This is a genomic window from Methylobacterium fujisawaense (assembly GCF_039619325.1).
Classification (GTDB): domain Bacteria; phylum Pseudomonadota; class Alphaproteobacteria; order Rhizobiales; family Beijerinckiaceae; genus Methylobacterium; species Methylobacterium fujisawaense.
Genome location: NZ_CP155000.1, coordinates 2,379,577 through 2,402,485, shown reverse-complemented (window position 1 = coordinate 2,402,485; position 22,909 = coordinate 2,379,577). Strand labels below are relative to the sequence as shown.

Annotated in this window: 20 protein-coding genes and 3 tRNA genes; 10 read left to right on the top strand and 13 right to left on the bottom strand. The window is 70.3% G+C overall.

Features of this window, described 5'->3' with window-relative positions; translation table 11 throughout:
- The first annotated feature begins 149 nt into the window (after positions 1–149).
- Positions 150–2,828, top strand: coding sequence for an alanine--tRNA ligase (gene alaS, locus ABC766_RS11395; RefSeq protein ID WP_053608886.1), 2,679 nt, complete (start codon positions 150–152; stop codon positions 2,826–2,828).
- Positions 2,829–3,259: 431 nt separating this feature from the next.
- Here the strand turns inward: alaS and ABC766_RS11390 are convergent, their stop codons facing one another.
- The 5 genes from ABC766_RS11390 to mdeB form a co-directional block, all read right to left on the bottom strand.
- Entirely contained in the window at positions 3,260–3,670 is a 411-nt protein-coding gene (locus ABC766_RS11390; protein ID WP_342140858.1) for a DUF2147 domain-containing protein, read from the bottom strand.
- 36 nt (positions 3,671–3,706) lie between these two features.
- The gene (locus tag ABC766_RS11385; protein ID WP_043381805.1) at positions 3,707–4,294 is read right to left on the bottom strand and encodes a hypothetical protein; all 588 of its coding nucleotides are present in this window, start codon (positions 4,292–4,294) and stop codon (positions 3,707–3,709) included.
- Between the two features lie 338 nt (positions 4,295–4,632).
- On the bottom strand, positions 4,633–6,342 hold the full coding sequence (gene lpdA / locus ABC766_RS11380; RefSeq protein ID WP_345822277.1) for a dihydrolipoyl dehydrogenase: 1,710 nt from the start codon (positions 6,340–6,342) through the stop codon (positions 4,633–4,635).
- 11 nt (positions 6,343–6,353) lie between these two features.
- Positions 6,354–7,730, bottom strand: a complete 1,377-nt coding sequence (locus ABC766_RS11375; protein WP_342140856.1) for a 2-oxo acid dehydrogenase subunit E2 — start codon at positions 7,728–7,730, stop codon at positions 6,354–6,356.
- A 241-nt stretch (positions 7,731–7,971) separates the two neighbouring features.
- Entirely contained in the window at positions 7,972–10,659 is a 2,688-nt protein-coding gene (gene mdeB, locus ABC766_RS11370) for an alpha-ketoglutarate dehydrogenase (protein ID WP_342140854.1), read from the bottom strand.
- Positions 10,660–10,866: 207 nt separating this feature from the next.
- Here mdeB and ABC766_RS11365 point away from each other — a divergent pair, with 207 nt between their 5' ends.
- Complete coding sequence (locus ABC766_RS11365; protein ID WP_043354596.1) at positions 10,867–11,355, top strand: Lrp/AsnC family transcriptional regulator; 489 nt, start codon at positions 10,867–10,869, stop codon at positions 11,353–11,355.
- A 119-nt stretch (positions 11,356–11,474) separates the two neighbouring features.
- On the opposite strand, the gene ABC766_RS11360 is transcribed toward ABC766_RS11365, so the two are convergent.
- The 3 genes from ABC766_RS11360 to ABC766_RS11350 all read right to left on the bottom strand — a co-directional run bounded on the left by ABC766_RS11360 (position 11,475) and on the right by ABC766_RS11350 (position 12,220).
- Positions 11,475–11,550: transfer RNA gene (locus ABC766_RS11360), tRNA-Ala, on the bottom strand.
- Between the two features lie 55 nt (positions 11,551–11,605).
- Positions 11,606–11,681: transfer RNA gene (locus ABC766_RS11355), tRNA-Ala, on the bottom strand.
- A gap of 152 nt (positions 11,682–11,833) precedes the next feature.
- Complete coding sequence (locus tag ABC766_RS11350; RefSeq protein WP_075381438.1) at positions 11,834–12,220, bottom strand: TIGR02300 family protein; 387 nt, start codon at positions 12,218–12,220, stop codon at positions 11,834–11,836.
- A gap of 279 nt (positions 12,221–12,499) precedes the next feature.
- On the opposite strand from ABC766_RS11350, the gene aroA reads away from it, so the two are divergent.
- From aroA to ABC766_RS11330, 4 genes are all read left to right on the top strand, one after another.
- A complete protein-coding gene (gene aroA, locus ABC766_RS11345; protein ID WP_345822276.1) occupies positions 12,500–13,849 on the top strand; it encodes a 3-phosphoshikimate 1-carboxyvinyltransferase in 1,350 nt (449 codons plus the stop codon).
- Positions 13,850–13,854: 5 nt separating this feature from the next.
- The gene (gene cmk / locus ABC766_RS11340) at positions 13,855–14,493 is read left to right on the top strand and encodes a (d)CMP kinase (RefSeq protein WP_345822740.1); all 639 of its coding nucleotides are present in this window, start codon (positions 13,855–13,857) and stop codon (positions 14,491–14,493) included.
- 105 nt (positions 14,494–14,598) lie between these two features.
- Positions 14,599–14,674, top strand: a tRNA-Lys gene (locus ABC766_RS11335).
- 185 nt (positions 14,675–14,859) lie between these two features.
- The gene (locus tag ABC766_RS11330; protein WP_043350305.1) at positions 14,860–15,141 is read left to right on the top strand and encodes a hypothetical protein; all 282 of its coding nucleotides are present in this window, start codon (positions 14,860–14,862) and stop codon (positions 15,139–15,141) included.
- Positions 15,142–15,315: 174 nt separating this feature from the next.
- Here the strand turns inward: ABC766_RS11330 and ABC766_RS11325 are convergent, their stop codons facing one another.
- Positions 15,316–16,254, bottom strand: coding sequence for an alginate O-acetyltransferase AlgX-related protein (locus tag ABC766_RS11325; RefSeq protein WP_345822275.1), 939 nt, complete (start codon positions 16,252–16,254; stop codon positions 15,316–15,318).
- A gap of 318 nt (positions 16,255–16,572) precedes the next feature.
- Here ABC766_RS11325 and ABC766_RS11320 point away from each other — a divergent pair, with 318 nt between their 5' ends.
- Positions 16,573–16,752: a hypothetical protein gene (locus ABC766_RS11320; RefSeq protein ID WP_342140851.1), complete on the top strand. Its 180-nt coding sequence runs from the start codon at positions 16,573–16,575 to the stop codon at positions 16,750–16,752.
- Between the two features lie 18 nt (positions 16,753–16,770).
- On the opposite strand, the gene ABC766_RS11315 is transcribed toward ABC766_RS11320, so the two are convergent.
- Positions 16,771–17,061, bottom strand: coding sequence for a PilZ domain-containing protein (locus tag ABC766_RS11315; protein ID WP_053610192.1), 291 nt, complete (start codon positions 17,059–17,061; stop codon positions 16,771–16,773).
- A gap of 449 nt (positions 17,062–17,510) precedes the next feature.
- On the opposite strand from ABC766_RS11315, the gene ABC766_RS11310 reads away from it, so the two are divergent.
- Positions 17,511–18,539, top strand: coding sequence for a hypothetical protein (locus ABC766_RS11310; protein ID WP_345822274.1), 1,029 nt, complete (start codon positions 17,511–17,513; stop codon positions 18,537–18,539).
- An 18-nt stretch (positions 18,540–18,557) separates the two neighbouring features.
- On the opposite strand, the gene ABC766_RS11305 is transcribed toward ABC766_RS11310, so the two are convergent.
- Entirely contained in the window at positions 18,558–18,899 is a 342-nt protein-coding gene (locus ABC766_RS11305) for a hypothetical protein (protein WP_345822273.1), read from the bottom strand.
- A 70-nt stretch (positions 18,900–18,969) separates the two neighbouring features.
- Complete coding sequence (locus ABC766_RS11300; protein WP_043381630.1) at positions 18,970–19,833, bottom strand: formyltransferase family protein; 864 nt, start codon at positions 19,831–19,833, stop codon at positions 18,970–18,972.
- Between the two features lie 109 nt (positions 19,834–19,942).
- Between ABC766_RS11300 and ABC766_RS11295 the strand changes: the two genes are divergently transcribed.
- Together ABC766_RS11295 and ABC766_RS11290 are read left to right on the top strand one after the other, a co-directional pair.
- Positions 19,943–20,677 (top strand): SDR family NAD(P)-dependent oxidoreductase, encoded by a 735-nt coding sequence (locus ABC766_RS11295; RefSeq protein ID WP_345822738.1) that lies wholly within the window; start codon positions 19,943–19,945, stop codon positions 20,675–20,677.
- A 4-nt stretch (positions 20,678–20,681) separates the two neighbouring features.
- Positions 20,682–22,286, top strand: coding sequence for a cryptochrome/photolyase family protein (locus tag ABC766_RS11290; protein ID WP_075381445.1), 1,605 nt, complete (start codon positions 20,682–20,684; stop codon positions 22,284–22,286).
- On the opposite strand, the gene bcsS is transcribed toward ABC766_RS11290, so the two are convergent.
- Positions 22,253–22,906, bottom strand: coding sequence for a cellulose biosynthesis protein BcsS (gene bcsS, locus ABC766_RS11285; protein WP_274926164.1), 654 nt, complete (start codon positions 22,904–22,906; stop codon positions 22,253–22,255). The genes ABC766_RS11290 and bcsS overlap by 34 nt on opposite strands.
- Positions 22,907–22,909: the final 3 nt, after the last annotated feature.

Sequence of the window (22,909 nt, the reverse complement as noted above, 5' to 3'; positions counted from 1 at the left end):
CTTGTGGCCGAGTTGCGGCGTCCCGGGGAGATTTCGGGGCAGGCCGCCCGTGACTCGCGCGGCATCCCTCCTTAAGAGGGCGCCATGCGGGCGCCGGGCGGATGACGCGCGGCCGCCCTTTCCCGTCCGTCCTGCCAGAGTCAGCCCCGATGAGCGGCGTCAACGAGATCCGGTCGACCTTCCTCGACTACTTCGCCAAGGCGGGACACGAGGTCGTGCCCTCCTCGAGCCTCGTGCCGAAGAACGATCCGACGCTCATGTTCACGAACGCCGGCATGGTGCAGTTCAAGAACGTCTTCACGGGGATGGAGAAGCGCGCCTACGACCGGGCGACGACGGCGCAGAAATGCGTGCGGGCCGGCGGCAAGCACAACGACCTCGACAATGTCGGGTACACGGCACGTCACCACACCTTCTTCGAGATGCTCGGCAACTTCTCGTTTGGCGACTACTTCAAGGACCGGGCGATCGAGCTGGCCTGGACCCTGATCACGAAGGAATTCGGCCTCAAGTCCGACAGGCTCCTCGTCACCGTCTACGCCGACGACGACGAGGCCGCCGGCCTGTGGAAGAAGATCGCCGGCTTCCCGGACGAGAAGATCATCCGGATCGGGACCTCCGACAATTTCTGGCAGATGGGCGATACCGGCCCCTGCGGTCCCTGCTCGGAGATCTTCATCGACCAGGGTCCGGCGCTGCAGGGCGGGCCGCCCGGCTCTCCGGACGAGGACGGCGACCGGTTCCTGGAGTTCTGGAACCTCGTGTTCATGCAGTACGAGCAGCTGGAGCCGGGCGTCCGCAACCCGCTGCCGCGGCCGTCGATCGACACCGGCATGGGCCTGGAGCGCATGGCGGCGATCCTCCAGGGCGTCCACTCGAACTACGACACCGACCTGTTCCGCGCCCTCATCGACGCCGTGGCCCACGCCGTGTCGCGGGCGCCGGAGCCAGCGACGCTCGCATCCTACCGGGTGATCGCCGACCACCTGCGGGCGGCCTCCTTCCTGGTGGCCGACGGCGTGCTGCCCGGCAACGAAGGGCGCGGCTACGTGCTGCGCCGGATCATGCGCCGCGCCATGCGCCACGCCGAGATCCTGGGCGCCCGCGAGCCCACCATGTTCCGCCTCGTCCCGACGCTGGTGCGCGAGATGGGCCAGGCCTATCCGGAGTTGATGCGGGCCGAGAGCCTGATCGCCGAGACCCTGAAGCTGGAGGAGACCCGCTTCCGCCGCACCCTCGAGCGGGGCCTGTCGATCCTCGACGCCGAGAGCCGCGACCTCAAGCAGGGCGACAAGCTCTCCGGCGAGACCGCGTTCACCCTTTACGATACCTACGGCTTCCCCCTCGACCTGACGCAGGACGCCCTGAAAGCCCGGGGCATCGGCGTCGATACCGACGCCTTCTCGGCGGCGATGCAGCGTCAGAAGCAGGCGGCCCGCGAGGCCTGGAAGGGCTCGGGCGAGGCGGCCACCGAGACGGTGTGGTTCGGCTTGCGCGAGCGCGTCGGTGCCACCGAGTTCCTGGGCTATGAGACCGAGACGGCCGAGGGCATCGTCACGGCGCTGCTGCGCGACGGCGCCGAGGTGCAGAGCCTCGACGCTGGCCAGACCGGCCTCGTCCTCGTGAACCAGACGCCGTTCTACGGGGAATCGGGCGGCCAGGTCGGCGATACCGGCCTGATCCTGGCGCCGGGCGTGCGGGCGCGGGTGACCGATACCCAGAAGAAGCTCGGCGACCTGTTCGTCCACCACGTGACCGTGGAGGAGGGAAGCTTGGGCCTCGACCAGCCGGTGGAGCTCAAGGTCGACCATGTCCGCCGCAAGGCGATCCGGGCCAACCACTCGGCCACCCATCTGCTGCATGAGGCTCTGCGGCAGGTGCTGGGTGATCACGTCGCGCAGAAGGGCTCGCTCGTGAGCCCCGATCGTCTGCGTTTCGACATCAGCCACCCGAAGCCCATCGAGGCGGATGAACTCGCCCGGGTGGAGGACATCGCCAACGCCGTGCTGCTGCAGAACGCGCCGGTCGTGACCAAGCTGATGGCCGTGGACGACGCCATCGCGTCGGGCGCCAGGGCGCTGTTCGGCGAGAAGTACGGCGACGAGGTGCGGGTGGTCTCGATGGGGCTGCCTATCGACGAGGAGGCCGCGCAGGGCCGGCCGAAGACCTTCTCGGTCGAACTATGCGGTGGCACCCACGCCGGGCGCACCGGCGACATCGGAGCGATCACCATCGTGGGCGAGAGCGCGGTGGGGGCCGGCGTGCGCCGGATCGAGGCTCTGACGGCAGACGCGGCGCGTCATCATCGGGCCGAGGAGGCCCGGACCCTGGCGGCGCTGGCCGGCATCCTCAAGGCTCCGGTCTCCGAGGCGCCCGATCGTCTGACGTCACTGATGGAGGATCGGCGGCGCCTGGAGCGCGAACTGGCCGAGACCCGCCGGAAGCTCGCCATGGGCGGCGAGGGCGGTCCGGGCTCGGGCGCTCAGCAAACTGAGATCGGCGGCGTGGCCTTCCGCCGCTCGGTGGTGGAAGGGCTCGACATGCGCGACCTCAAGCCGATCGTCGATGAGGAGAAGAAGCGTCTGGGCTCCGGCATCGTGGCGGTGGTCGGCGTCGCGCCGGACGGCAAGGCGGGTCTGGTCGTTGGCGTCACCGACGACCTGACCGGGCGCTACGATGCCGTCGGGCTCGTGCGGGCTGGAGCGGGCGCGCTCGGCGGCAAGGGAGGCGGAGGCCGGCGCGACATGGCGCAGGCCGGCGGGCCGAACGGAGCCGGAGCCGAGGCCGCCCTTGACGCCATCGCGCAGGCTCTCACCGAAGCGGCCTGAGACGCCCCCGCAAGGAACTAGGCCGTCTCCGGTGCGGCCGTGGAGGCGAGCGGCGGGATGGTCGGGGTCCCGCCCTCGGTGGCTTACGTGTTTCCGCCACCGCCGCCGCCCTGCGGTGTCGCCCGCGACGGGGCACTGGCGTTTCCCGCTGCGGCCAGATCGGTCGCCATCGTGTCGCCCGGTCGATTGGTCGGGCAGTGGGTCCCGGTCGCGGCGTGACCGGTAGCGTCGCTCTGCTGGCTCACAAAGCTCAAAGCGCGGGCTCGACTGTGCCTGGGCTGTGTCCAACACGAGGGCGTCCAGGCCAATGAGGCGGGCGAGGAGGGTCTGGGTCGTGAGGCCCCGTTTCTGTTTCTGACCCATGCGACCTCAACGGCGCAGACCCGATCCTGCGTCGTTGCAGTGCCGGCGCCGGCCTGCGGGGGCCTCGGTCATTTGACGCGTGTCCAGGTCTGCTGCTTGCAGAATACGCTCAACACGCAACCGGAGACTTCGAGCGTATCCGGGCCCGTGAGCTTCAGCGAACCGGAATAGGTCTTGCCGTCGTTCGGATTGTAGAGGGAACCCGAGTAGCCGCCGCCTTGGGGCTGACGCGCGTCGAGGATCTGAACGCCCACGACGCTGCGACCGCGCAAGGCCGGATCCGGATTCTTCGCGTCGAGTCCCTTCCCCGGCGCGCTGACGATCGTCCCGCAGAAGCCGCTCCCGCAGGGCGTGATGCGGACGCGGGAACTGCCGGTCTCCGTGAGCCAGAAGCCAGCCGGGTCGGCCGCCAGAACCGGACCGCACGCCGTGCCCATCGCGAGCAGTGTCAGAATCGAGCGACGAAGCCTCGAACCCATCCCTGGTCCTCTCCTGTCCAGAATGCGGATGGGTACTTAGCGCGATGCTCGAGGCAGCGCACTGCCCAGATAAGTCTCGACCACCTCGCAGAACGGCTCGCCGGCGGCAGTCGAGAGCACGGCATCGATCTCGAAGAGCGGATCGTCGGGGCCCGGATCCGTGCGCTGGTCCGGCGCGCGAACCGCGACGGTGTCGCGAACCGGGGCGAGGGGACGCACGACCCGGCCGAAGGGTGTCCGCGTGCTGTCCAGCGTCGCGTTCATCTCCGGCGTGAGGCGTGCGGGCACATACCAATTGTCCGCTTCCGACAGGACGCGGTCGCCGCAGGCGAGGCGGACCCGGCGATAGCGCACGGGCTCGTCCGGCCCGATCGCCAGCCGCGCCCGCTGCACCGCCGTCAGAGGCTTGTCCGCCACCGGTATCCGCTCGGCGACGAGGTGAGGATCCCCCGCAAGCTTGTGGTCGGCACACCAGCTTTCGAGGGCGAAGGTCGCGCTGTGAGCCGCGAGAATGCGGCTCCGCAGCGAGGCGATGAGCGCCTGCGGGCTTTCAGCCGGCGCCGGCGCGGCGGCAGGACCGGACACGGACGCCCCATCGCGCGCAGAACTTGGCGACCCGGTCATCGGGACAAGCGCCGCCAGAGCCACGCGCAGCGCCCACCGGCGGAATGCGGGCTGCCGGGTTCGACGGCCGTCGCGCGTCGATCGATCCCGTGCCAAGTATGGCGAAATACAGAGGGCATGGCCGAAAGACTTTCCGGTGTGCCACAGCATCTCGAGCCATGTCCTCCCAGTCGAAATACCAGGTCTTCGCCGATCTCCGCGGCGTCGAGGCCCGGCAGAACGTGCTGACCGGGCTGTTTCCTGGCCGAGTCGGCGACGCGGGCCAAGATCTATACAAGACGCGTCCATCCGTCGAGCTGCCCGCCGCCTGGCGGACCCGTCCCCTGGCGAAGATGATCCTACCGGCGCCCGACCGGCGGCAGGTCGGTGCAGAGCCCGAGGCCGGCTTCGGCCGCGAGGCCGATCGTCTCGCCGAGGGTCGGATGGGGATGGATGGTCCGGGCGATGTCGGTGGCATCGGCGCCCATCTCGATTCCCAGCGCGACCTCGCCGATCATGTCGCCCGCGCTCGGGCCGACGATGGCGCCGCCGACAACGCGCCTGGTCTGCGCATCGAACAGCAGCTTCGTCAGACCGTAATCGGCGCCGTTGGCGATGGCCCGGCCCGAGGCCGCCCAGGGGAAGCGGGCGACCTCCACGGCCCGCCCAGAGGCCTTGGCCGCCGTTTCCGTCAGGCCCACCCAGGCGATCTCGGGATCGGTGTAGGCCACCGAGGGGATCACGGCGGCATCGAAGCCGGCCTTGTGGCCGGCGGCCACCTCGGCGGCCACGTGCCCCTGGTGGACGGCCTTGTGGGCGAGCATTGGCTGCCCGACGAGATCACCGATGGCGAGAATATGCGGCACGTTGGTCCGCATCTGCGCGTCCACGGGCACGAAGCCGCCATCCAGCACCACGCCGGCGGCGTCGAGGCCCAGGTTCGCGCCGTTCGGACGACGCCCCGCGGCCTGGAGCACGAGGTCGTAGGTCTGCGGCTCGGCCTCGCCAGCGATCGATACGGCGATGCCCTCCGGTGTCGCCTCTGCCGCCATCACCTCCGTACCCGTGCGGATCCGGTCGAACCGATGCGCGTTCCGCTTCGTCCAGACCGCCACGAGATCCCGGTCGACGCCCTCCAGCAGGTTCGGCAGGCGTTCGACCACGTCGACCCGGGCGCCCAGTGCGCTGTAGACGGTCGCCATCTCCAGGCCGATGATGCCACCGCCGATCACCAGCAACCGGCGCGGCACAAAGGGCAGCTCCAGCGCCCCCGTGGAATCCACGATGCGGGGATCGTCCGGCAGCATCGCCAGGGCCACCGGCGACGAGCCCGCGGCCACGATGGCGCTGGCGAAGGTGACGTGGCGCGTGTCGCCACCATGCAGCGCCACCGAGACCGCGCTCGGGCCCGTGAAGCGTGCGGTCCCGCGGATCACCTCGACCTTGCGCTGGCGCGCCATCTGGGCGAGCCCGTCGGTGAGGCGCCGGACGGTGCCGGCCTTGAAGCTCCGGAGCTTTTCCAGGTCGACCGTCGGTGCGCCGAAGCTGATCCCGTGCGCGGCCAGCCGGACGGCCTCCTCGGTCACCGCAGCCACGTGGAGCAGCGCCTTCGAGGGAATGCAGCCCACGTTGAGGCAGACGCCGCCGAGGGTCGCGTCACGCTCCACCAGGATCACCCGCTGCCCGAGATCGGCGGCCCGGAAGGCGGCCGCGTAGCCGCCCGGTCCGCCGCCGATCACCAGGAGGTCGCAGCCCGCCTCCGCCTGCGGCTTCGGTGGCGGCGCGGCGGGGGCCGGCACAGGTGCCTGCTCGGTGCGCACCTCGGGCGCCTCCACCGTGAGGCGGGCGACGAGAGTGCCGGCCGAGACCGTGTCGCCGAGGCCGACCAGCATCTCCACGAGGCGGCCCGCCGCCGGGGAGGGGATGTCCAGCGTCGCCTTGTCGGATTCGACCACCAGCAGGGTCTGGTCCTTGGCGACCGGCTGGCCGGGCGCCACCGGGATCTCGATGACGGGCACGTCGGCGTAATCCCCGAGATCGGGGACGCGGATGTCGAGGGTCTCGGGCATGGCGGCGGCGGTCACAGGAGGGCGCGGCGGAGGTCCGAGAGGACCGACGCCACATGGCCGAGGAAGCGGGCGGCGGCGACGCCGTCCACGACGCGGTGGTCCCAGGAGAGGCTCAAGGGGAGGATCAGGCGCGGCTGGAAGGCTTTGCCGTCCCACACCGCCTCGGTGCGCGAGCGCGCGGCGCCCAGGATCGCGACCTCGGGGGCGTTGATGATCGGCGTGAAGCCGTCGCCGCCGATGCCGCCGAGCGACGAGACCGAGAAGCAGCCGCCCTGCATGTCCGAGCCCGGGAGGGTTCCTGCCCGGGCCTTCTCGGCCATCGCGGCCATCTCGGTGGCAATCTCGATCAGGCCCTTGCGGTCGCAGTCGCGCACCACCGGCACCATCAGGCCCTTCGGCGTGTCCACCGCGAAGCCGACATGGACGTAGTCCTTCAGGACCAGCTCGCCGCCCGCCAGGGAGGAATTGAAGCGCGGGTAGGCGCGCAGCGCCGAGGCCGCCGCCTTGATCAGGAAGGCCACCATGGTGACCTTCGCGGGCGGCGTGCGGGTCTCCGTGTTCAGGCCGACCCGGAACGACTCGATCTCGGTGACGTCGGCCCGGTCGAAGTTGGTCACGTGCGGGATCGTGAGCCAGTTGCGGCTGAGATTGGCCCCCGAGAGGCTCTGGATGCGCGACAGATGCTCGCGCCGGACCGGGCCGTATTTGGCGAAGTCCACGTCCGGCCAGGGCGGCAGGCCGGCGCCGATGCCGGACGCGGCGGCGGGCGCCGGGACCGGCGCGCCGAGCGCCGCCTTGACGAAGGCGTGCACGTCCTCGCGCAGAATCCGCCCCTTCGGTCCGGTGGCGGCGACGCGGTCCAGCCCCACGCCGAGCTCGCGGGCAAGCTGGCGGACGGACGGGCTGGCATGCACCGCGCCGCGGGTCGCCTGGATCGGTTCGGCCTGTATCGGCTCCGGCGAGGCGCGACCGGCTCCCTCTCCCGTCCGGGAGAGAGTTGGGGTGAGGGGGGCACCGTCTCCGGACAACCCTGATCCCTCATCCTGTCCCGCTCCCGAACGGGGGAGGGGACCCGCGCTCCGCTCGGGGGATGACGCGGCCGCGGCAGCGGGTGTTGCGTCCAACACCGGTGCGGCCCCGCTGCCCTCCGCGGGCTCCACCGTCAGGATCGGGGTTCCTTCCGACACCTTCGACCCCACGGAGACCAGCAACTCGCGGACGATGCCGGCGACCGGGGAGGGAACCTCCATGGTGGCCTTGTCGGACTCGATGCTGAGGATCAGGTCGTCCACCGCGAGGCGGTCGCCGGGCTTCACCAGAAGCTCGATGACCGGCACGTCCCGGTAGTCGCCGATATCCGGAAGGGCGATCTGCAGCGCGGCGCTCATGCGGGTGGAATTCCGGTTGCTGGAAGGCTGTGACGGCCTGTCCGCGTGCGGGCAGGGGAAGAGAGGCGCGATGGCGTCGACGCGCCGGATCTCCCAGCCACGCCCTCATCCTGAGGCGCCGGAGCGCAGCGGAGGCCTCGAAGGAGGGCTCCAGGGATCGCACGGCCGGCTGGAGAGCTCCTTCGAGGCGCGCTGCGCGCGCACCTCAGCATGAGGTCGCGGGTGGGTTCGCCGGTTGGCCTCAGATCGTCCAGGGCGCGGGCGCGTCCGCCGCGATGCCGTAGCGGCGGATCGCGTCCGCCACCGTGGCGCGCGGCACCGTCCCGGCTTCCGCCAGGGCGTGCAGCGCCGCGATGACCACGTGCTGCCGGTCGACCTCGAAGAACCGGCGGAGCGCATTGCGGGTGTCGCTCCTCCCGAACCCATCGGTGCCGAGGGCGACGAAGCGCGCGCCGACATAGGAGGCGATCAGCTGCGGGTAGGCCCGGACGTAGTCGCTCGCCGCGACGATGGGCGCCGTGCCCGGCAGCAGCGCCGCCACGTGGCTGACCGGCGCCTCGGCTTCCGGGTTGAGCATCGCCTGCCGCTCGGCCTCGCGGGCGTCGCGGGCCAGCTCGCTGAAGCTCGTCACGCTGAACACCTCGGCGGCGACGCCGAAATCCTGCGCGAGCAGCTCCGCCGCCGCGATCACCTCCGGCAGGATCGCCCCGGAGCCGAGTAGCCGCACGGCGGCGGCGCCCGTCCCTTGCCCGGCCTCCGGCCCCGACAGCCGGTACATGCCCTTCAGGATCCCGGCCTCCGCCCCCTGCGGCATGGAGGGCTGGGCGTAGTTCTCGTTCATCGCGGTGAGGTAGTAGAAGGCGTCCTCGCCCTCCTCCATCATCGCCCGGGCGCCCCGGTCGACGATCACCGCCATCTCGTACGCGAAAGCCGGATCGTAGGCCCGACAGTTCGGGATTGCGGCCGCCTGCATGTGGCTCGACCCGTCCTGGTGCTGAAGGCCCTCGCCGCCCAGCGTGGTCCGGCCCGCCGTGGCGCCGATCAGGAAGCCGCGGGCCCGCTGGTCGGCCGCCGCCCAGATCAGGTCGCCGACCCGCTGGAAGCCGAACATCGAGTAGTAGATGTAGAACGGCAGCATCGACAGGCCGTGGACGCTGTAGGCCGTGGCCGCCGCCGTCCAGGACGAGATCGCCCCGGCCTCGGTGATGCCTTCCTCCAGGAGTTGCCCGTCCCGGGCCTCGCGGTAGTAGAGCATCGAGCCGGCATCCTCCGGCTCGTAGAGCTGGCCCTGCGGCGCGTAGATCCCGACCTGCCGGAACAGGTTGGCCATGCCGAAGGTCCGGGCCTCGTCGGCGACGATCGGGACGATGCGCGGCCCGAGATCCTTGTGCTTCAGGAGGTTGCCGAACAGGCGCACCACCGCCGTGGTGGTCGACATCTCCTTGCCGCCCGCTTCGAGCGCGAAGCCCGCGTAGGTCGAGAGGGCCGGCACAGAGACGGCCGGCGCCGTGCGGCGGCGGGCCGGCAGGACGCCGCCGAGCGTCTCGCGGCGCTCGCGCAGGTAGCGCATCTCGGCGCCGTCCTCGGCCGGCTTGTAGAAGGCCAGACCCTCCACCTGGGCATCCGACAGCGGCAGGGCGAACCGGTCGCGGAAGGCGCGCAGCGCGTCCACGTCGAGCTTCTTGGCCTGGTGGGCGGTCATGCGCGACTCGCCCGCGCCGCCCATGCCGTAGCCCTTCTTGGTCTTGGCCAGGATCACCGTCGGCCGGCCCTTGGTGGCCTTGGCGGCGGCGAAGGCCGCGTAGAGCTTGCGAAAGTCGTGGCCGCCGCGCTTCAGCCGGTCGACATCGGCGTCCGACATGTGGGCGACGAGCTCGCGCACCTCCGGATCCTCGCCGAAGAAGTGGGCGAGGTTGTAGGCGCCGTCCTTGGCGCCGAGCGTCTGGTACTTGCCGTCCACCGTGTCGGCGAAGCGCCGCAGCAGGGCGTGGTTGGTGTCGCGGGCGAAGATCCCGTCCCACTCCGAGCCCCACAGCACCTTGATGACGTTCCAGCCCGCCCCCCGGAACAGGCTCTCCAGCTCCTGGATGATCTGGCCGTTGCCGCGCACCGGTCCGTCGAGCCGCTGCAGGTTGCAGTTGATGACGAAGGTCAGGTTGTCGAGGTTCTCGCGCGCCGCCAGCGCGAGGCCGCCGATCGACTCGGGTTCGTCCATCTCGCCGTCGCCGAACACGCCCCAGACGTGGCGGCCGGACGTATCGGCGAGGCCCCGGTCGGCGAGGTAGCGCATGAACCGCGCCTGATAGACCGCGTGGATCGGCCCGATGCCCATCGAGCCGGTGGGAACCTGCCAGAAATCCGGCATCAGCCAGGGATGCGGATAGGAGCACAGGCCGTCGCCGGCGATCTCCTGGCGGTAGTGCTTCAGCTGCTCCTCGGAGAGCCGCCCCTCGAGGAAGGCCCGGGCGTAGACGCCGGGGGCCGAGTGCGGCTGGAAATAGACGAGGTCGCCGTCCGTCCCGCCCTTGAAGAAGTGGTTGAAGCCGACCTCGAACAGCTCCGCCGCCGAGGCGTAGCTGGCCACGTGGCCGCCGAGCTCGCCGTAGGCCATGTTGGCGCGCACCACCATGGCGAGCGCGTTCCAGCGCATGATCGAGGTCAGGCGCTCCTCGATGTCGAGATCGCCGGGGTAGCGCGGCTGCTTCTCCAGCGAAACCGTGTTCCGGTAGGGCGAGTAGGGCAGGGCCTCGTCGAGGATGCCGATCTCCTTCGAGCGCCGCTCCAGGCGGTCGAGGATGAACCGCGCCCGGGCCGCACCCTCGGTGCGGAAGACGGATTCCAGCGCGGCGAGCCAGTCCTGGGTCTCGGCCGGGTCGTGATCGACCTCGGCGGACCGCGCGATCGTGGCTTTCGGCGGTATGGCGTTCATCGACGCGGCCTCCCTTATTCCCCCGATCATACGGGGATCGGGACGGCGGGACATGCCGAAGATTTGCTTCCATCGCGCCGTGTCCGGATTGATATTCCGCGATTTGGGCGATAGGCGGCAAAATATGCCTCTGTCGCAAGGCCGGAGCGCCTCGCGCGTCGTCGTCGGAAGCTGCGCTTCGCGGCGGCCAGATTGGAGACCGAACCGATGCCCGCACGACCGGCCCCCCTCGACGCCGCGAGCCTGCGCATTCTCGAATGTCTGCAGCAGGACAGCGAGATCAGCATCGCGGATCTCGCCGAGCGGGTGGGCCTGTCGACGTCGCCGTGCTGGCGCCGCGTCAACGACCTGAAGGAGGCGGGGGTGATCCGCGGCTGCGTGGCGGTGGTCGACCCGCTGAGCCTCGGGCTCGCGGTCAACGTGTTCGTCCACGTGTCGCTCGAGAAACAGACCCAGGCCGCGCTCCAGGCCTTCGACGAGGCGGTGCGCAACCGCCCGGAGGTGATGGAGTGCTATCTGATGAGCGGCGAGGCCGACTACATGCTGCGGGTCGTGGTCGAGGATCTCGGTCAGTACCAGAAGCTCGTCCTGGACCACCTCACGCGGATCCCCGGGGTGGCCAACATCCGATCGAGCTTCGCCCTGGGGCAGGTGAAGTACGCGACCGCGCTGCCGCTCGGGCACCTGACCCGCTGACCGGACGCGGCCGCTCACGGCGCATCAGTGGCAGCGGGGTCCGCTCGCGACGGCGAAATCTGGAAAGTCTCGTTCTCGGGTGCGCAGGCCATGCTGGGCCGCGTCGCGCGCGAGATGAATGGTGGAGCCTAACGGGATCGAACCGATGACCTCTTCCATGCCATGGAAGCGCTCTCCCAGCTGAGCTAAGGCCCCATAATTTTTACTGCATTTCGCGTCCCGTGGAGGGCCGCGTCACGCGAGAGTGGGATGGTGGAGCCTAACGGGATCGAACCGATGACCTCTTCCATGCCATGGAAGCGCTCTCCCAGCTGAGCTAAGGCCCCACTTTTAGCATCCGCCGCGGGTTGGGTCCCGCGGGGTCTCGCCGGTCTAAATCGCGTCCGGCGAGGCCGGTTCTATAGGCGGCTCGCACCGCGGACTCAACCCCCTTTTTCGCTGCCGCCGGGGGTTTTTGATCGGGGAGGCGACGACCGCCTCAGCCCTCTTCGTCGTTCTCGATATCGCCGTCGATCAGGTCGGAGACATCGTCGTCGCCGGCGTCCTCTTCCTCCAGGAAGGTGTCGTCGTCGGCGGTATCCCCGTCCTCGACCGAATCGTCCTCGGGCGTCGGATCCGCATCGTCCTCGGCGGCTTCGACCTCGTCGAGGGAAACCAGCTCCGGACCCTTCTCGTCCGTCTCGTCCTCATCGTCGTTGCTGGCCGCGCTCCGCGACAGCGCCGGAGGCGCTGCACGGCTCGAGGTGGCCACCGCCTGATAGACCGCGCCGCATTTCGGGCAGACGGCGGGATCTCGGGCGAGGTCGTAGAACTTCGCGCCGCAGCTCATGCACTGGCGCTTCAAGCCAAGTTCCGGTCGGGCCACGGGCGGACACCTCGTCGTCAGTTCTGTCTCGGGGGAGGGGCCCCGTTAGTCGCGGTGGCGGCCCCTGTCAATCGAGCCCGTGCAGGGCGTTCCGGGCCGCGTCCTACGGAGGATCGGCGGGAGGATCGGCAGGAGGATCGACGAAGACATCGGATTGATGACGCCGGCCGGTACCCGTGTTAACCGCCCGGCGATTTCACCGTCCGATTGCAGCGCCGCGGCCGAGCCGCGCGACGCGCCGGATCCAGGCCCACTCGTCAGAGCCCGAACGGACGTCCCGTGTCGCACGATTCGACTCCACAGCCCCTCACCGCCGCGCCGGGCACCCCGCTGCGCGGACGCCTTCGGCCGCCCGGCGACAAGTCGATCTCGCATCGGGCGATGATCCTCGGCCTGCTCAGCCAGGGCGAGACGCGGGTCGAAGGGCTGCTGGAGGGCGACGACGTCCTGCGGACCGCCGCCGCCGCGAAGGCGCTCGGCGCGGGCGTCGAGCGCCTCGGGGCCGGACGCTGGCGGGTCCGGGGCGTCGGCATCGGGGGCCTCGGCGATCCCGCCGACGTCCTCGATTTCGGCAATGCCGGCACCGGCTCCCGCCTCATGATGGGCGTGGTCGGTGGGCAGCCGGTGACCGCGACCTTCGACGGCGACGCCTCCCTGCGGTCGCGGCCCATGCGCCGCATCCTCGACCCGCTCACCCGGATGGGGACCCAGGTCCTGGCCGAAGCTGAGGGCGGCCGCGTGCCCCTGACCCTGCGGGGCCCCAAGGAGGCGATCCCGATCACCTACGAGACCCCGGCGGCCTCGGCGCAGATCAAGTCGGCGGTGCTGCTCGCCGGGCTCAACGCCCCCGGCGTCACCACCGTGATCGAGGCGGCCGCGACCCGCGATCACACCGAGCGGATGCTGCGCCTGTTCGGCGCCACGGTCGTCGTCGAGCCGCACGGTCCCGGCGGCCACGGCCGCAAGGTTGCGCTGACCGGCCAGCCGACCCTGCGCGGCACCGATGTCGTGGTGCCGGCCGATCCGTCTTCGGCGGCCTTCCCCCTGGTGGCGGCGCTGATCGTCCCCGGCTCCGACGTGGTCATCGAAGGCGTGATGATGAACCCGCTGCGCATCGGGCTGATCACGACGCTCTTGGAGATGGGCGCGCAGATCGAGCGCGTGGCGGAGCGGGAGGAGGGCGGCGAGACCGTGGCCGACCTGCGCGTGCGCGCGAGCCGCCTGACCGGCGTCGACGTCCCGGCCGAGCGGGCGCCCGCGATGATCGACGAGTACCCGGTGCTGGCGGTGGCGGCGAGCTTCGCCGAGGGCCGGACCCGGATGAACGGCCTGCACGAGCTGCGGGTCAAGGAATCGGACCGCCTCGCCGCCGTGGCGGCGGGGCTGGCCGCCAACGGCGTCCGCCACACGGTGGAGGGCGACGACCTCGTGGTGGACGGCGACGGCGCCGCCGCGCCGGGCGGCGGAACGGTCGCGACGCATCTCGACCACCGCATCGCCATGGCGTTCCTCGTCATGGGGCTCGCCGCACGGAACCCGGTCACGGTGGATGACGGCGCGATGATCGCCACGAGCTTCCCGAGCTTCCTTCCGACCATGCAGGCCCTCGGCGGCCGGATCGAGGCGTGACCGGCATGCCGCTCGTCATCGCGATCGACGGACCGGCCGCATCCGGCAAGGGCACGCTCGCCAAGCGTCTGGCCGATCATTACGGCCTGCCGCATCTCGACACCGGGCTCCTCTACAGGGCCGTGGCTATGGCCCTGCTCGATGCAGGCCTGTCGCTAGAGGATTCCGCGGCCGCGGCGCGGGCGGCCCAGGCCCTCGACGCCGGCAAGCTCGACGACCCGCGGCTGCGCGACCGGGCCATGGGCGAGGCGGCCTCGCGCGTCTCGTCCGTGCCGGAAGTCCGGGCCGGCCTGCTCGCCTGGCAGCGCCGCTTTGCCGCCGATCCGCAGGGGGCGGTGCTCGACGGGCGCGACATCGGCACGGTGGTCTGCCCCGGGGCCTCGGTGAAGCTGTTCATCACGGCGTCCTCGGAGGAGCGCGCCCGCCGCCGCCATCGAGAACTGGTCGGCCGCGGCGAGTCGGCGACCTTTGCGACGATCCTCGCCGACATCGAGGCCCGCGACGCCCGGGATGCATCCCGGAGCGCAGCACCCCTGCGCATGGCCGACGACGCGATCCGGCTCGACACCACGGAGCTCGATGCCGACGCGGCCTTCGCCGAGGCCCGGGGCATCGTGGAGCAGAGCCGCGGCAACGCGGATTGAGGGCGGATTGAGGATTGTCCACGTCCCTTATGTTGACCCCCCGGGCCCGCTCACCTATTGCGGACGCGCCGTCCCCGACGGGCCACCGCGATCGGCCCGGGACGCGAGCGCGTAGCTCAGCTGGTAGAGCAACGGACTTTTAATCTGTAGGTCCTGGGTTCGAGTCCCAGCGCGCTCACCACACCCTCGGTGATCCCCATCGGACGCGGCTGACCGGCAACGGCGAAGCACCCGCGGTTGTTGATGGGCACTCCCTTTCAGATTGGCGGTGCGTTGCCGATTGTGCCGGCGCTCGCAGAACCTGTGGTGGAACCTCTTTGCGGCGTATTGGGTTGGGGCCCTAACGTAACCGTGAAGGATTCATCGATGCGAAAGCTCGCACTCATCTCCGCCCTGAGCCTCTCCATCGGAGCTCTCGGCGCCACCAGCGCGGACGCGCAGGGCTATGGCTACGGGCGGCATCACGGCTACGGATACGGCCACGGATATCATCGCGGATACGGCCCGCGCCGGGATTACGGCTACCGTCGTCATCGCGGGATCTCGACCGGGGCTGCGGTCGGTCTCGGCATCGCCGGTGCGGCCGCCGGAGCCGTTGCGGCGGGCGCCCTGAGCCGGGGTCCGGGTTACTACGGCTCCGGCTACTGAGCCGAGCCACGGATTTTGACGCAGAGCCCCGTCGCCCCCGCGACGGGGCTCTCGCCGTTTTTCACCGCCGCATCGATGAACCGGCCGGGTGCGCCGAGTCGATGATGCGAGACCTCGGGGTTGGCGCTATCGTATGGGGGAGCCGAAACCAACGATGGCGTCCGCGTGATCGTCTCACCGCAGCCAGCGCCGGATCTGTTCGCGGAGGGTCGGGCGGACGGCACGGCGCGCTCGGGCTTCTGCGAAGCGATCGATGTGGATCCTGTCGTTGGGGACCTGCCGCAGGAAACGCTCTGCGATTTCGAAGATCACGACATCCGGCCGAACCGCCTCGACATAGCGCCAGTCGATATTCGCCGACCAGATCGCGTGCACCTCGTGGAAGGTCTCGGCCAGCATGGCGGTGAGACGCGCCCCCGGGCTGTAGATGTAGGAATCGCCGAACAGGATCACGCGCCGCGGATCAGGGGCCGTTTTGTTCTGCAGCACGACCCGTGACCCGACGAACAGACCGCGCGGTCGCACGGCGCGTCCGGACTCGCGAACCTCGACCAGCGCGTTCGCGTCGATCCGTTCGGCACGGCGCGGGAAATCGTAAGCCACATACGCTTCGTCGACCGGAGGGACGAGCTTCTCACCGAGATCGAAGGTGAAGGTCTCGCGGGTGCTGGTGCCGGCAAAGACATGGTCCGCCGCCGGTGCGTTCAGGGCTTCGCAGAGGGCGCGATAGGCGATGAGATAGCCGCGATAGGTCCAGTGCGTGTCCGTCCGCAGGTAGACCGGCTCGCCGCCCCGCGCGGCCACGAGTGGCGTCTGCAGATCTGCCATCGGAGCTCCGCTGTCGGCGGCGACCGATCGGGCGAGGCGGACGCCCGGTGGGTCGTCGAGCCCCGGAAAGGGGCGGCCGAGCAAGTCGGGATAGATCGCCAGCTTGTCGGGGACGACGGTATGCACGTGGCGGATTCCGAGTGCGTCCAGGCGGCGTGCCCGTTGCCCGATCAGCCGGGTCCAGCGTCTGAGGATCCGTCGCGAGGTCGCGGTGTCGCCGTAGAAGGCCTCCACCTCGCCGGCGCGCCCGACCCAGTACAACCAGCCCTCATGTCCCACGGCCACGCCGCTGCCGCTCGCCTTCACAGGTCGAAGTCCCCCCGTTGCCTGCGACAATCCTCAACGATGCCGCTTGCTTCCGCCTCGACGGATCTGCGCGGGATTGCAACCCCCTGACCCTGAGGGCACGCGCTCGGCACGGGTCTACGGTGGAGATGCCGGCGCGGCGCCGCCCTGCGGTCGTGTCCGGAGTGCAGGGACCCGTAGGCGCCCGGGTGGTGATTTTCGCGATCGGCGGACCTGCGTTGAAACTTTACGCCTCCGCGGCGGGTACTGCCGGGCAGGCGCACGCTTCCGTGCGGCGTTCCGCAAAGGGGCCGGGTCATGTCCGCGCTTGTCACGTTCATCGGTTGCGGCTTGGTTCTGTTCGGTTTCGCAGCCGAGAAGTTCGCCGAGCATCGCTGGCTCGCCGCGAGCCGGCCGGCACCGCTCGACGGCCTGGCCATCCTGGCGCTGACGCTCCCGGCATTCGGACTGATGCTCATGGCGGCCTTGGCGACCTGAGCCTGGACGGCGCGTGCCTCAATCGGAATCCGGACTGAACGCCACGCCGACCGTCTGCTCCGTCCGCCAGATCAGGCGAACCGCGTGCCGCGTTTCTGAACTCGTCAACACCAGATCGAACGCGTTCTCGAGCAGCGCCGCCTGCTGGCCGAGGAACTCCAACATCGCGCCGCGATCGGAGATGTTTCTGACCTGACACGGATAACGCGCGCCGTCCCGTTGCTGAGCAAAGGCCAGCAGGGCGGTGGGCTTCCGCTCGGTCGCCCGTCGCTCCGCCAGGGCGCTGTAAGGGCGTGCGGTGCGGGACACGGCCGAGGTTCCTGCCTGGATCCGTTGATGGGCGCGATATCAGTAAAAATGCGCGGTATTTACTAATAGATGATTGATGGTCCCCGATCGTCTGGCGGAAGGACAAGACGTGGCGCGTCTATCGGCGGGAGTTCGCATAATCACCGCGGGCCCTTTCCGGGCGACGGCGGTCCCTTGCCGACCTTGATGAACCTGCCGACCAAGAGGCCCAGCGGGATCGATATCAGGAGCCAAATTCGCAGGAAACGAAGGGCTTGCATGGGTCCGAACCGGTGGCGAAATCCGGCCTGCATCAGATCACATCGGGATCCAGGCACCGAATCCGCAACCCGCCCGGGCGAATCGGGGCGGATGTCGCCGCGACGCTTGGCAGAGCCTATCTCGCACCGAGGGGCGGCCGCCCGTCCGGTTCCGGGCGCGGCCGTGCCGTACGGATATCGGAGACGATCATGCGCATCCGCCCTGGCTTGGTCCTGCTGGCCAGCATCGCGGCCGGTCTGCCGCTTTCCGGCGCCGCCGAGGCACCCGGACGGCCGCCGTCAGCCGCGCCTGTCCCCGATCAGTCTTGGCTGCCGACCCTCTCCCGGAGCGTCCAGGGAACCGGCGTGCCGGGGCTGGACGGCGGCCACGTCTTCCTCTGGAACCGGCCGCAGGCCTTCGATCCGGTCTCGACCCTGCGGGTCGACCGGCACGTGCCCGAAGGGTCGGGTGAGGCCACCCACACCTACAAGGCGATCTGGGCCCTCGGCTCCACCGGCCCGCACAATGCCGGCTACGAATGGACGATCACGGGCGAACTGCACAATCGCGCCCTCGCCAGCACCGGGGCACAGAACGTCGCCGTCAATGGCACGATCTTCAAGGAACCGAACGGGGTGGGGCCGGTGGGGCCGTCCTGGGCCGGCAACTTCAATTGCGTCGACATGACCGACGAGGCCGACCCCGTGGCCTCGTGCATCGGCGCCGAGATCGACGTCTCGGCGCAATCGCCGACGACGGATCGGAACCGCCAGCGGGTCGGTCTGCAGATCTCCACCGGCGGCGTGCCGGGCGCCCATACCGGCTACGGCATCCTCATGGGCAATCTCACCGGATCCATCACCGACCGGGCGATCTCGTTCCAGGGGGAGGGGACCTACGGCATCGGGATCGACGCTGCCGCGGCCCGGTTTACCGGCGTGCCGATGCTGCTCGCGGCCGGACAGGCGATCGGGCTCGACGGCAACCGCGACGGCGGCTTCTCCCGCAGCCTCGGCTTCGACGGCCGCGATCTGGTCTATGGCACGGGAGCCGGACCGGTCCTGCGCGTCAGCGACACCGGGCAGATCGAGGCCGCCTCTTTCCGCGAGACGCTGCCGCGGCCGCCCGCGAGCAGCCGCGCACCCTGCATCCCGGGGGACCACGCCTGGGACGAGGCCTACGAGTACCGCTGCGTCGCGCCCGATCGCTGGAAGCGCGCGGCGCTCAGCGACTGGTGAGCCGCGCGCCGCGGGGCGTCAGCGATCGAGGATTCGCACCACCGCACGGGTCTCGGGGTCGACGACCACGATCTTGTCGCCCGGCGCCACGAAGTAGCCGAAGCGCCGCAGGCGCGGATTCGGGGCCTCGGTGAAGGGGGCCAGACGCACGTCGGGCGGCACGATGCTGCCGGGACGCAGCGGGATCGATCCGACGATCGGCCCGGGCCCCACCGGTCGGCGCACGATGTAGTCGCGCACCACCACGTCGTCGTCGGGGCCGAACTCGTCGGGGGTCACGATCACCGCCTGCGCGAAGGCAGAGCAGGTGAACAGCGCGGCAAACCCGAGGGCTGCGGCGAGGCTGGCGCGTGTCGACATGTCGGACTCCGTAATGTCCTGGGCCGCCGGAAACATCAGGGTTCGCGCTTCGGTTCCCGGTCGGTGTCGGTCAGCGGCCGACCTGCCCGGCTTCCGCGAGGGGCACCGGCGACCAGCGGGTCAGCTGAACGTAGCCGTCGAGGGCCGCGACCACGACGTGGCGGCGGTGGCGGTGCACCACCGTCCCGGGCGTGTGCGCATGGCGTTCCGGCCAGCCCTGGGCCTCCGCCACGAACACCCGGGCATCTCCCAGCCGCGCGATCGTCTCGACCGTGCCGAAGGCCCGCACCCGGCGCAGGACCGTCGCGACGTCCTGCCGGAAATCGAGCGTCCGGTCGAAATCGGTGGCACGGGGCCAGTAGGAGCCGTCGCCCTGCGGCTCGGATCTCCGCCATCGTGCGGGCAATTCGCGGCCGAGCGGGCCCGCGGCGAGACGGCGGGCCGCCATCTGGCACTTGGCCAGCAGGGTCTCGTGGCTCTCGTGCGAACTTAAGCCGAAGATATCCTGCGCGAGGATGTCGCCGGTGTCGAAGCCGTCGGCAAGGACATGGGCGGTGACGCCCCAGCTCTCGTAGCGGTCGAGGACGGCGCGGAACAGCGGGTAGGGGCCGCGGCCCGTCGGAAGCGGGGAGGGGTGGATGTTGAGGCCGTAGGCGGCGCGGCCCTTCCAGCCCTTGATGAGCCAGGGATATCCCGCGACCACGAGCGCCCAATCCCGGCCGTGCTCGGCCTGAAGCGCCTCGATATCCCGTTCGCGGATCCGCGACAGCTGGATCGGCAGCCGCAGCGCCCGGGCGCGGGCGACGATGACTTCGTTGTGGTCGTAGATCCCGTCACAGGGGCGGGTGAACAGCTTCACCGGCGTCCAGCCGGCATCCAGCAGTCCCTCGAAGACTCCGCCGAGGAAGTCGATGCCGGCGAACGCGAACTTCATCCTTGCCGCCTGCGACCTTGTGCACGTGGAGGGCGCGGATCCGCCGTCTGCCCGGGAGCGTCCCTCGCCTTACCTTGATCGGGCCAATGCGGGTAGCAAGGGGTTCGGCGTGCGTCGGGTGATCATCTACGGCGGAACCGGAGGCATCGGTCTCGCGACGGCGCGTGCCCTCCGCGCCCGAGGCTACGCCCTGCATCTCGCGGCCCGGGACGCGGACCGCCTGTCTAAGGTCGCCGAGGATCTGGGCGAGACGCGCATCACCGCGGGCGACGTCACCGATCCGGACTTCGCGTCCGCCGTGACCGAGGCGGCGGGCCCGGACCTCGCGGGGCTGGTCTACGCGGTCGGCACCATCAATCTGCGACCGCTGAATCGGTTGACGCGGGCGGATGTCGAGGGCGACTTCGCCATCAATGCGCTCGGCGCCTTCTCGGCGGTGCAGGCCGCCGCGGGCGCGCTGAAGGCCGGTGCCGGCGCGGCGGGGGCCGGGATCGTCCTGTTCTCGACGGTGGCGGTGGCGCAGGGTTTTGCCGCGCATGCCTCCGTCGCCATGGCGAAAGGCGCCATCGAGGGCATGGCACTGTCCCTGGCGGCCGAACTCGCGCCCCAGATCCGCATCAACGTCGTGGCGCCCTCGCTGACGCGCACGCCGCTCGCTGCGGGGATCACCGGCAACGAGACCCTCGCGCAGGGGATTGCGGCCATGCATGCCCTTCAACGGCTCGGGCGTCCGGAGGATGTCGGCGCCCTGGCCGCCTTCCTGGTCTCCGAGGAGGCGGCCTGGATCACCGGCCAAGTCATCGGCGTGGATGGCGGCCGCTCCGCCCTCCGAACCAAGGGCTGAGACGATGGCCGGAAAACGCCGCGGCGCCGCCGCACCGCGCGGCACGCTGCGCTTCGTCCTCGGCGATCAGCTGACGCGCCGGGTCTCGAGCCTCGTCGACCTCGACCCCGAATGCGACGTGGTGCTGATGGTCGAGGTCCGGGACGAGGCGACCTATGTCCGCCATCACAAGCAGAAGATCGCCTTCCTGTTCGCGGCCATGCGCCACTTCGCGGCCGAGTTGGAGGCGGAGGGGATCACCGTCGACTACGTGCGCCTCACCGAGGCGGGCAATACCGGTAGTTTCACCGGCGAACTGGAGCGCGCCGTCGCGCGGCACCGGCCGGAGCGGATCGTCGTCACCGAACCGGGCGAGTGGCGCGTCTGGGAAATGATGCAGGATTGGCGCGAGAGCCTGCCGATGCCGCTCGAGATCCGCGCCGACAACCGCTTCCTGTGTCCGCGTGAGGATTTCGCGAAATGGGCAGACGGCCGGCATCACCTGCGGATGGAGACCTTCTACCGGGGCATGCGGCGTCGGACCGGCCTTCTGATGGATGGCGGCGAGCCCGCCGGCGGCCGCTGGAATTACGATCCCGAGAACCGCAAGCGCCTGCCCAAGGGGCATCGTCCGCCGGATCGGATCGGCTTCCAGCCCGATTCCGTGACGCGCGAGGCCATCGCCCTCGTCGAGGCGGAATTCGGCGACCATTTCGGCGATCTCTCCGGCTTCTCCTGGCCGGTGACCCGGGCCGACGCCCTCGCGGCGCTCCGGCACTTCCTGGCCGAGGCCCTTCCGACCTTCGGCGACTATCAGGACGCAATGAAGACCGGCGCGCCCTTCCTGTACCACGCCCTCCTGTCGCCCGCCCTCAACGCCGGCCTGCTTACCGCCGAGGAGGTCTGCTGGGCGGCCGAGCGCGCCTACCGCGACGGTGCGGCGCCGCTCCACTGCGTCGAGGGCTTCATCCGGCAGATCCTCGGCTGGCGGGAATACGTGCGCGGCCTCTACTGGGCGCGGATGCCCGCCTACCGGGACACCAATGCCCTCGGCGCGCGCCGCGACCTGCCGTGGTTCTACTGGTCGGGGGAAACGGCGCTGAACTGCGTCGCGCAGGTGGTCACCGAGACGCGCGCCCACGCCTACGCCCACCACATCCAGCGCCTGATGGTGACCGGCAACTTCGCCCTCATCGCCGGCCTCGACCCGGCGCAGGTGGAGGAATGGTACCTGATCGTCTTCGCCGACGCCTACGAATGGGTCGAGTTGCCCAACGTTCACGGCATGGTTCTGTGGGCCGATGGCGGCGTGATGGGCTCCAAGCCCTATGCGGCCTCGGGCGCCTATATCGACCGGATGTCCGATTACTGCGCGTCCTGCGCCTACGACGTGAAGGTCAAGTCCGGGCCCGAGGCCTGTCCGTTCAACTATCTCTACTGGAACTTCCTGATCGAGAACGAGGAGCGGCTGGCCGGCAATCAGCGCTTGGCGATGCCGTACCGGACCCTGCGCGGATTCGGCGACAAGCGCCGCGCCGAGATCCGCCGCGACGCGGCCGCCTTCCTCGATGCCCTCGAGGCCCGGCCGAGCGCCGATCAGAGGGGCGACCAGACCGACAGCGTCACGTAGGGACAAGCCCGGGCCCGGCGCGACTCGGTCTGAAGGCCCACCGACGCGCGGAGGCTGTACCGGCCGAGGGCGAAGTCGGTCCCGTGCAGGCCGAGGCTCCACTTCGCGTAGCCGGTCGCGTCGGTGTAGAGCGCCGCCTCTGGGCCGAGATAGGTCTCCCAGAGGCGATAGCCCCAGGCGAGGCGCGCCCAGAGGCTGTCCCGGGCCGAGCCCGCGACGGCGGTCGCCTGAAGCAGCGTCGCAGCGGTCGGACGTGCCCAGACCTCGCCCTGCAGGCGCAGGCCGAAGCGGGTCGGCAGGGCATCGCGTGTCGGCCCTGCGATCAGCATCTCACTCGTGGTCTCGAGGCCGGCATAGGCCGCGACCACGCCCCAGTCGAAAAACCACTGATGCCCGGCGAGTGCGGCGGCGGCGACGGTGTACCGTTCGCGGGGACCGTCCGCGCCGCTTTCCGTGCGCCGTCCGCCGCCGACGGTCGCCAGCGCGACGAAACCCTCCTGCGCGAGAGAGGTGAGGCCGACCTTCGCGCCGAGGGTCAGGAACGTGTCGCCGCCCGCGTCGAGGCTGCCGAACAGCAGCGTGTCGATCTCGCTGGCGTGCGCCGTTGAAGCAAAACCCACGAT

Bases quoted from the DNA above. Each gene is read 5' to 3' on its own strand.
- alaS (WP_053608886.1), top strand. From the start codon at position 150: ATGAGCGGCGTCAACGAGATCCGGTCGACCTTCCTCGACTACTTCGCC.
- ABC766_RS11390 (WP_342140858.1), bottom strand. From the start codon at position 3,670: ATGGGTTCGAGGCTTCGTCGCTCGATTCTGACACTGCTCGCGATGGGC.
- ABC766_RS11385 (WP_043381805.1), bottom strand. From the start codon at position 4,294: ATGACCGGGTCGCCAAGTTCTGCGCGCGATGGGGCGTCCGTGTCCGGT.
- lpdA (WP_345822277.1), bottom strand. From the start codon at position 6,342: ATGCCCGAGACCCTCGACATCCGCGTCCCCGATCTCGGGGATTACGCC.
- ABC766_RS11375 (WP_342140856.1), bottom strand. From the start codon at position 7,730: ATGAGCGCCGCGCTGCAGATCGCCCTTCCGGATATCGGCGACTACCGG.
- mdeB (WP_342140854.1), bottom strand. From the start codon at position 10,659: ATGAACGCCATACCGCCGAAAGCCACGATCGCGCGGTCCGCCGAGGTC.
- ABC766_RS11365 (WP_043354596.1), top strand. From the start codon at position 10,867: ATGCCCGCACGACCGGCCCCCCTCGACGCCGCGAGCCTGCGCATTCTC.
- cmk (WP_345822740.1), top strand. From the start codon at position 13,855: ATGCCGCTCGTCATCGCGATCGACGGACCGGCCGCATCCGGCAAGGGC.
- ABC766_RS11330 (WP_043350305.1), top strand. From the start codon at position 14,860: ATGCGAAAGCTCGCACTCATCTCCGCCCTGAGCCTCTCCATCGGAGCT.
- ABC766_RS11320 (WP_342140851.1), top strand. From the start codon at position 16,573: ATGTCCGCGCTTGTCACGTTCATCGGTTGCGGCTTGGTTCTGTTCGGT.
- ABC766_RS11310 (WP_345822274.1), top strand. From the start codon at position 17,511: ATGCGCATCCGCCCTGGCTTGGTCCTGCTGGCCAGCATCGCGGCCGGT.
- ABC766_RS11305 (WP_345822273.1), bottom strand. From the start codon at position 18,899: ATGTCGACACGCGCCAGCCTCGCCGCAGCCCTCGGGTTTGCCGCGCTG.
- ABC766_RS11300 (WP_043381630.1), bottom strand. From the start codon at position 19,833: ATGAAGTTCGCGTTCGCCGGCATCGACTTCCTCGGCGGAGTCTTCGAG.
- ABC766_RS11290 (WP_075381445.1), top strand. From the start codon at position 20,682: ATGGCCGGAAAACGCCGCGGCGCCGCCGCACCGCGCGGCACGCTGCGC.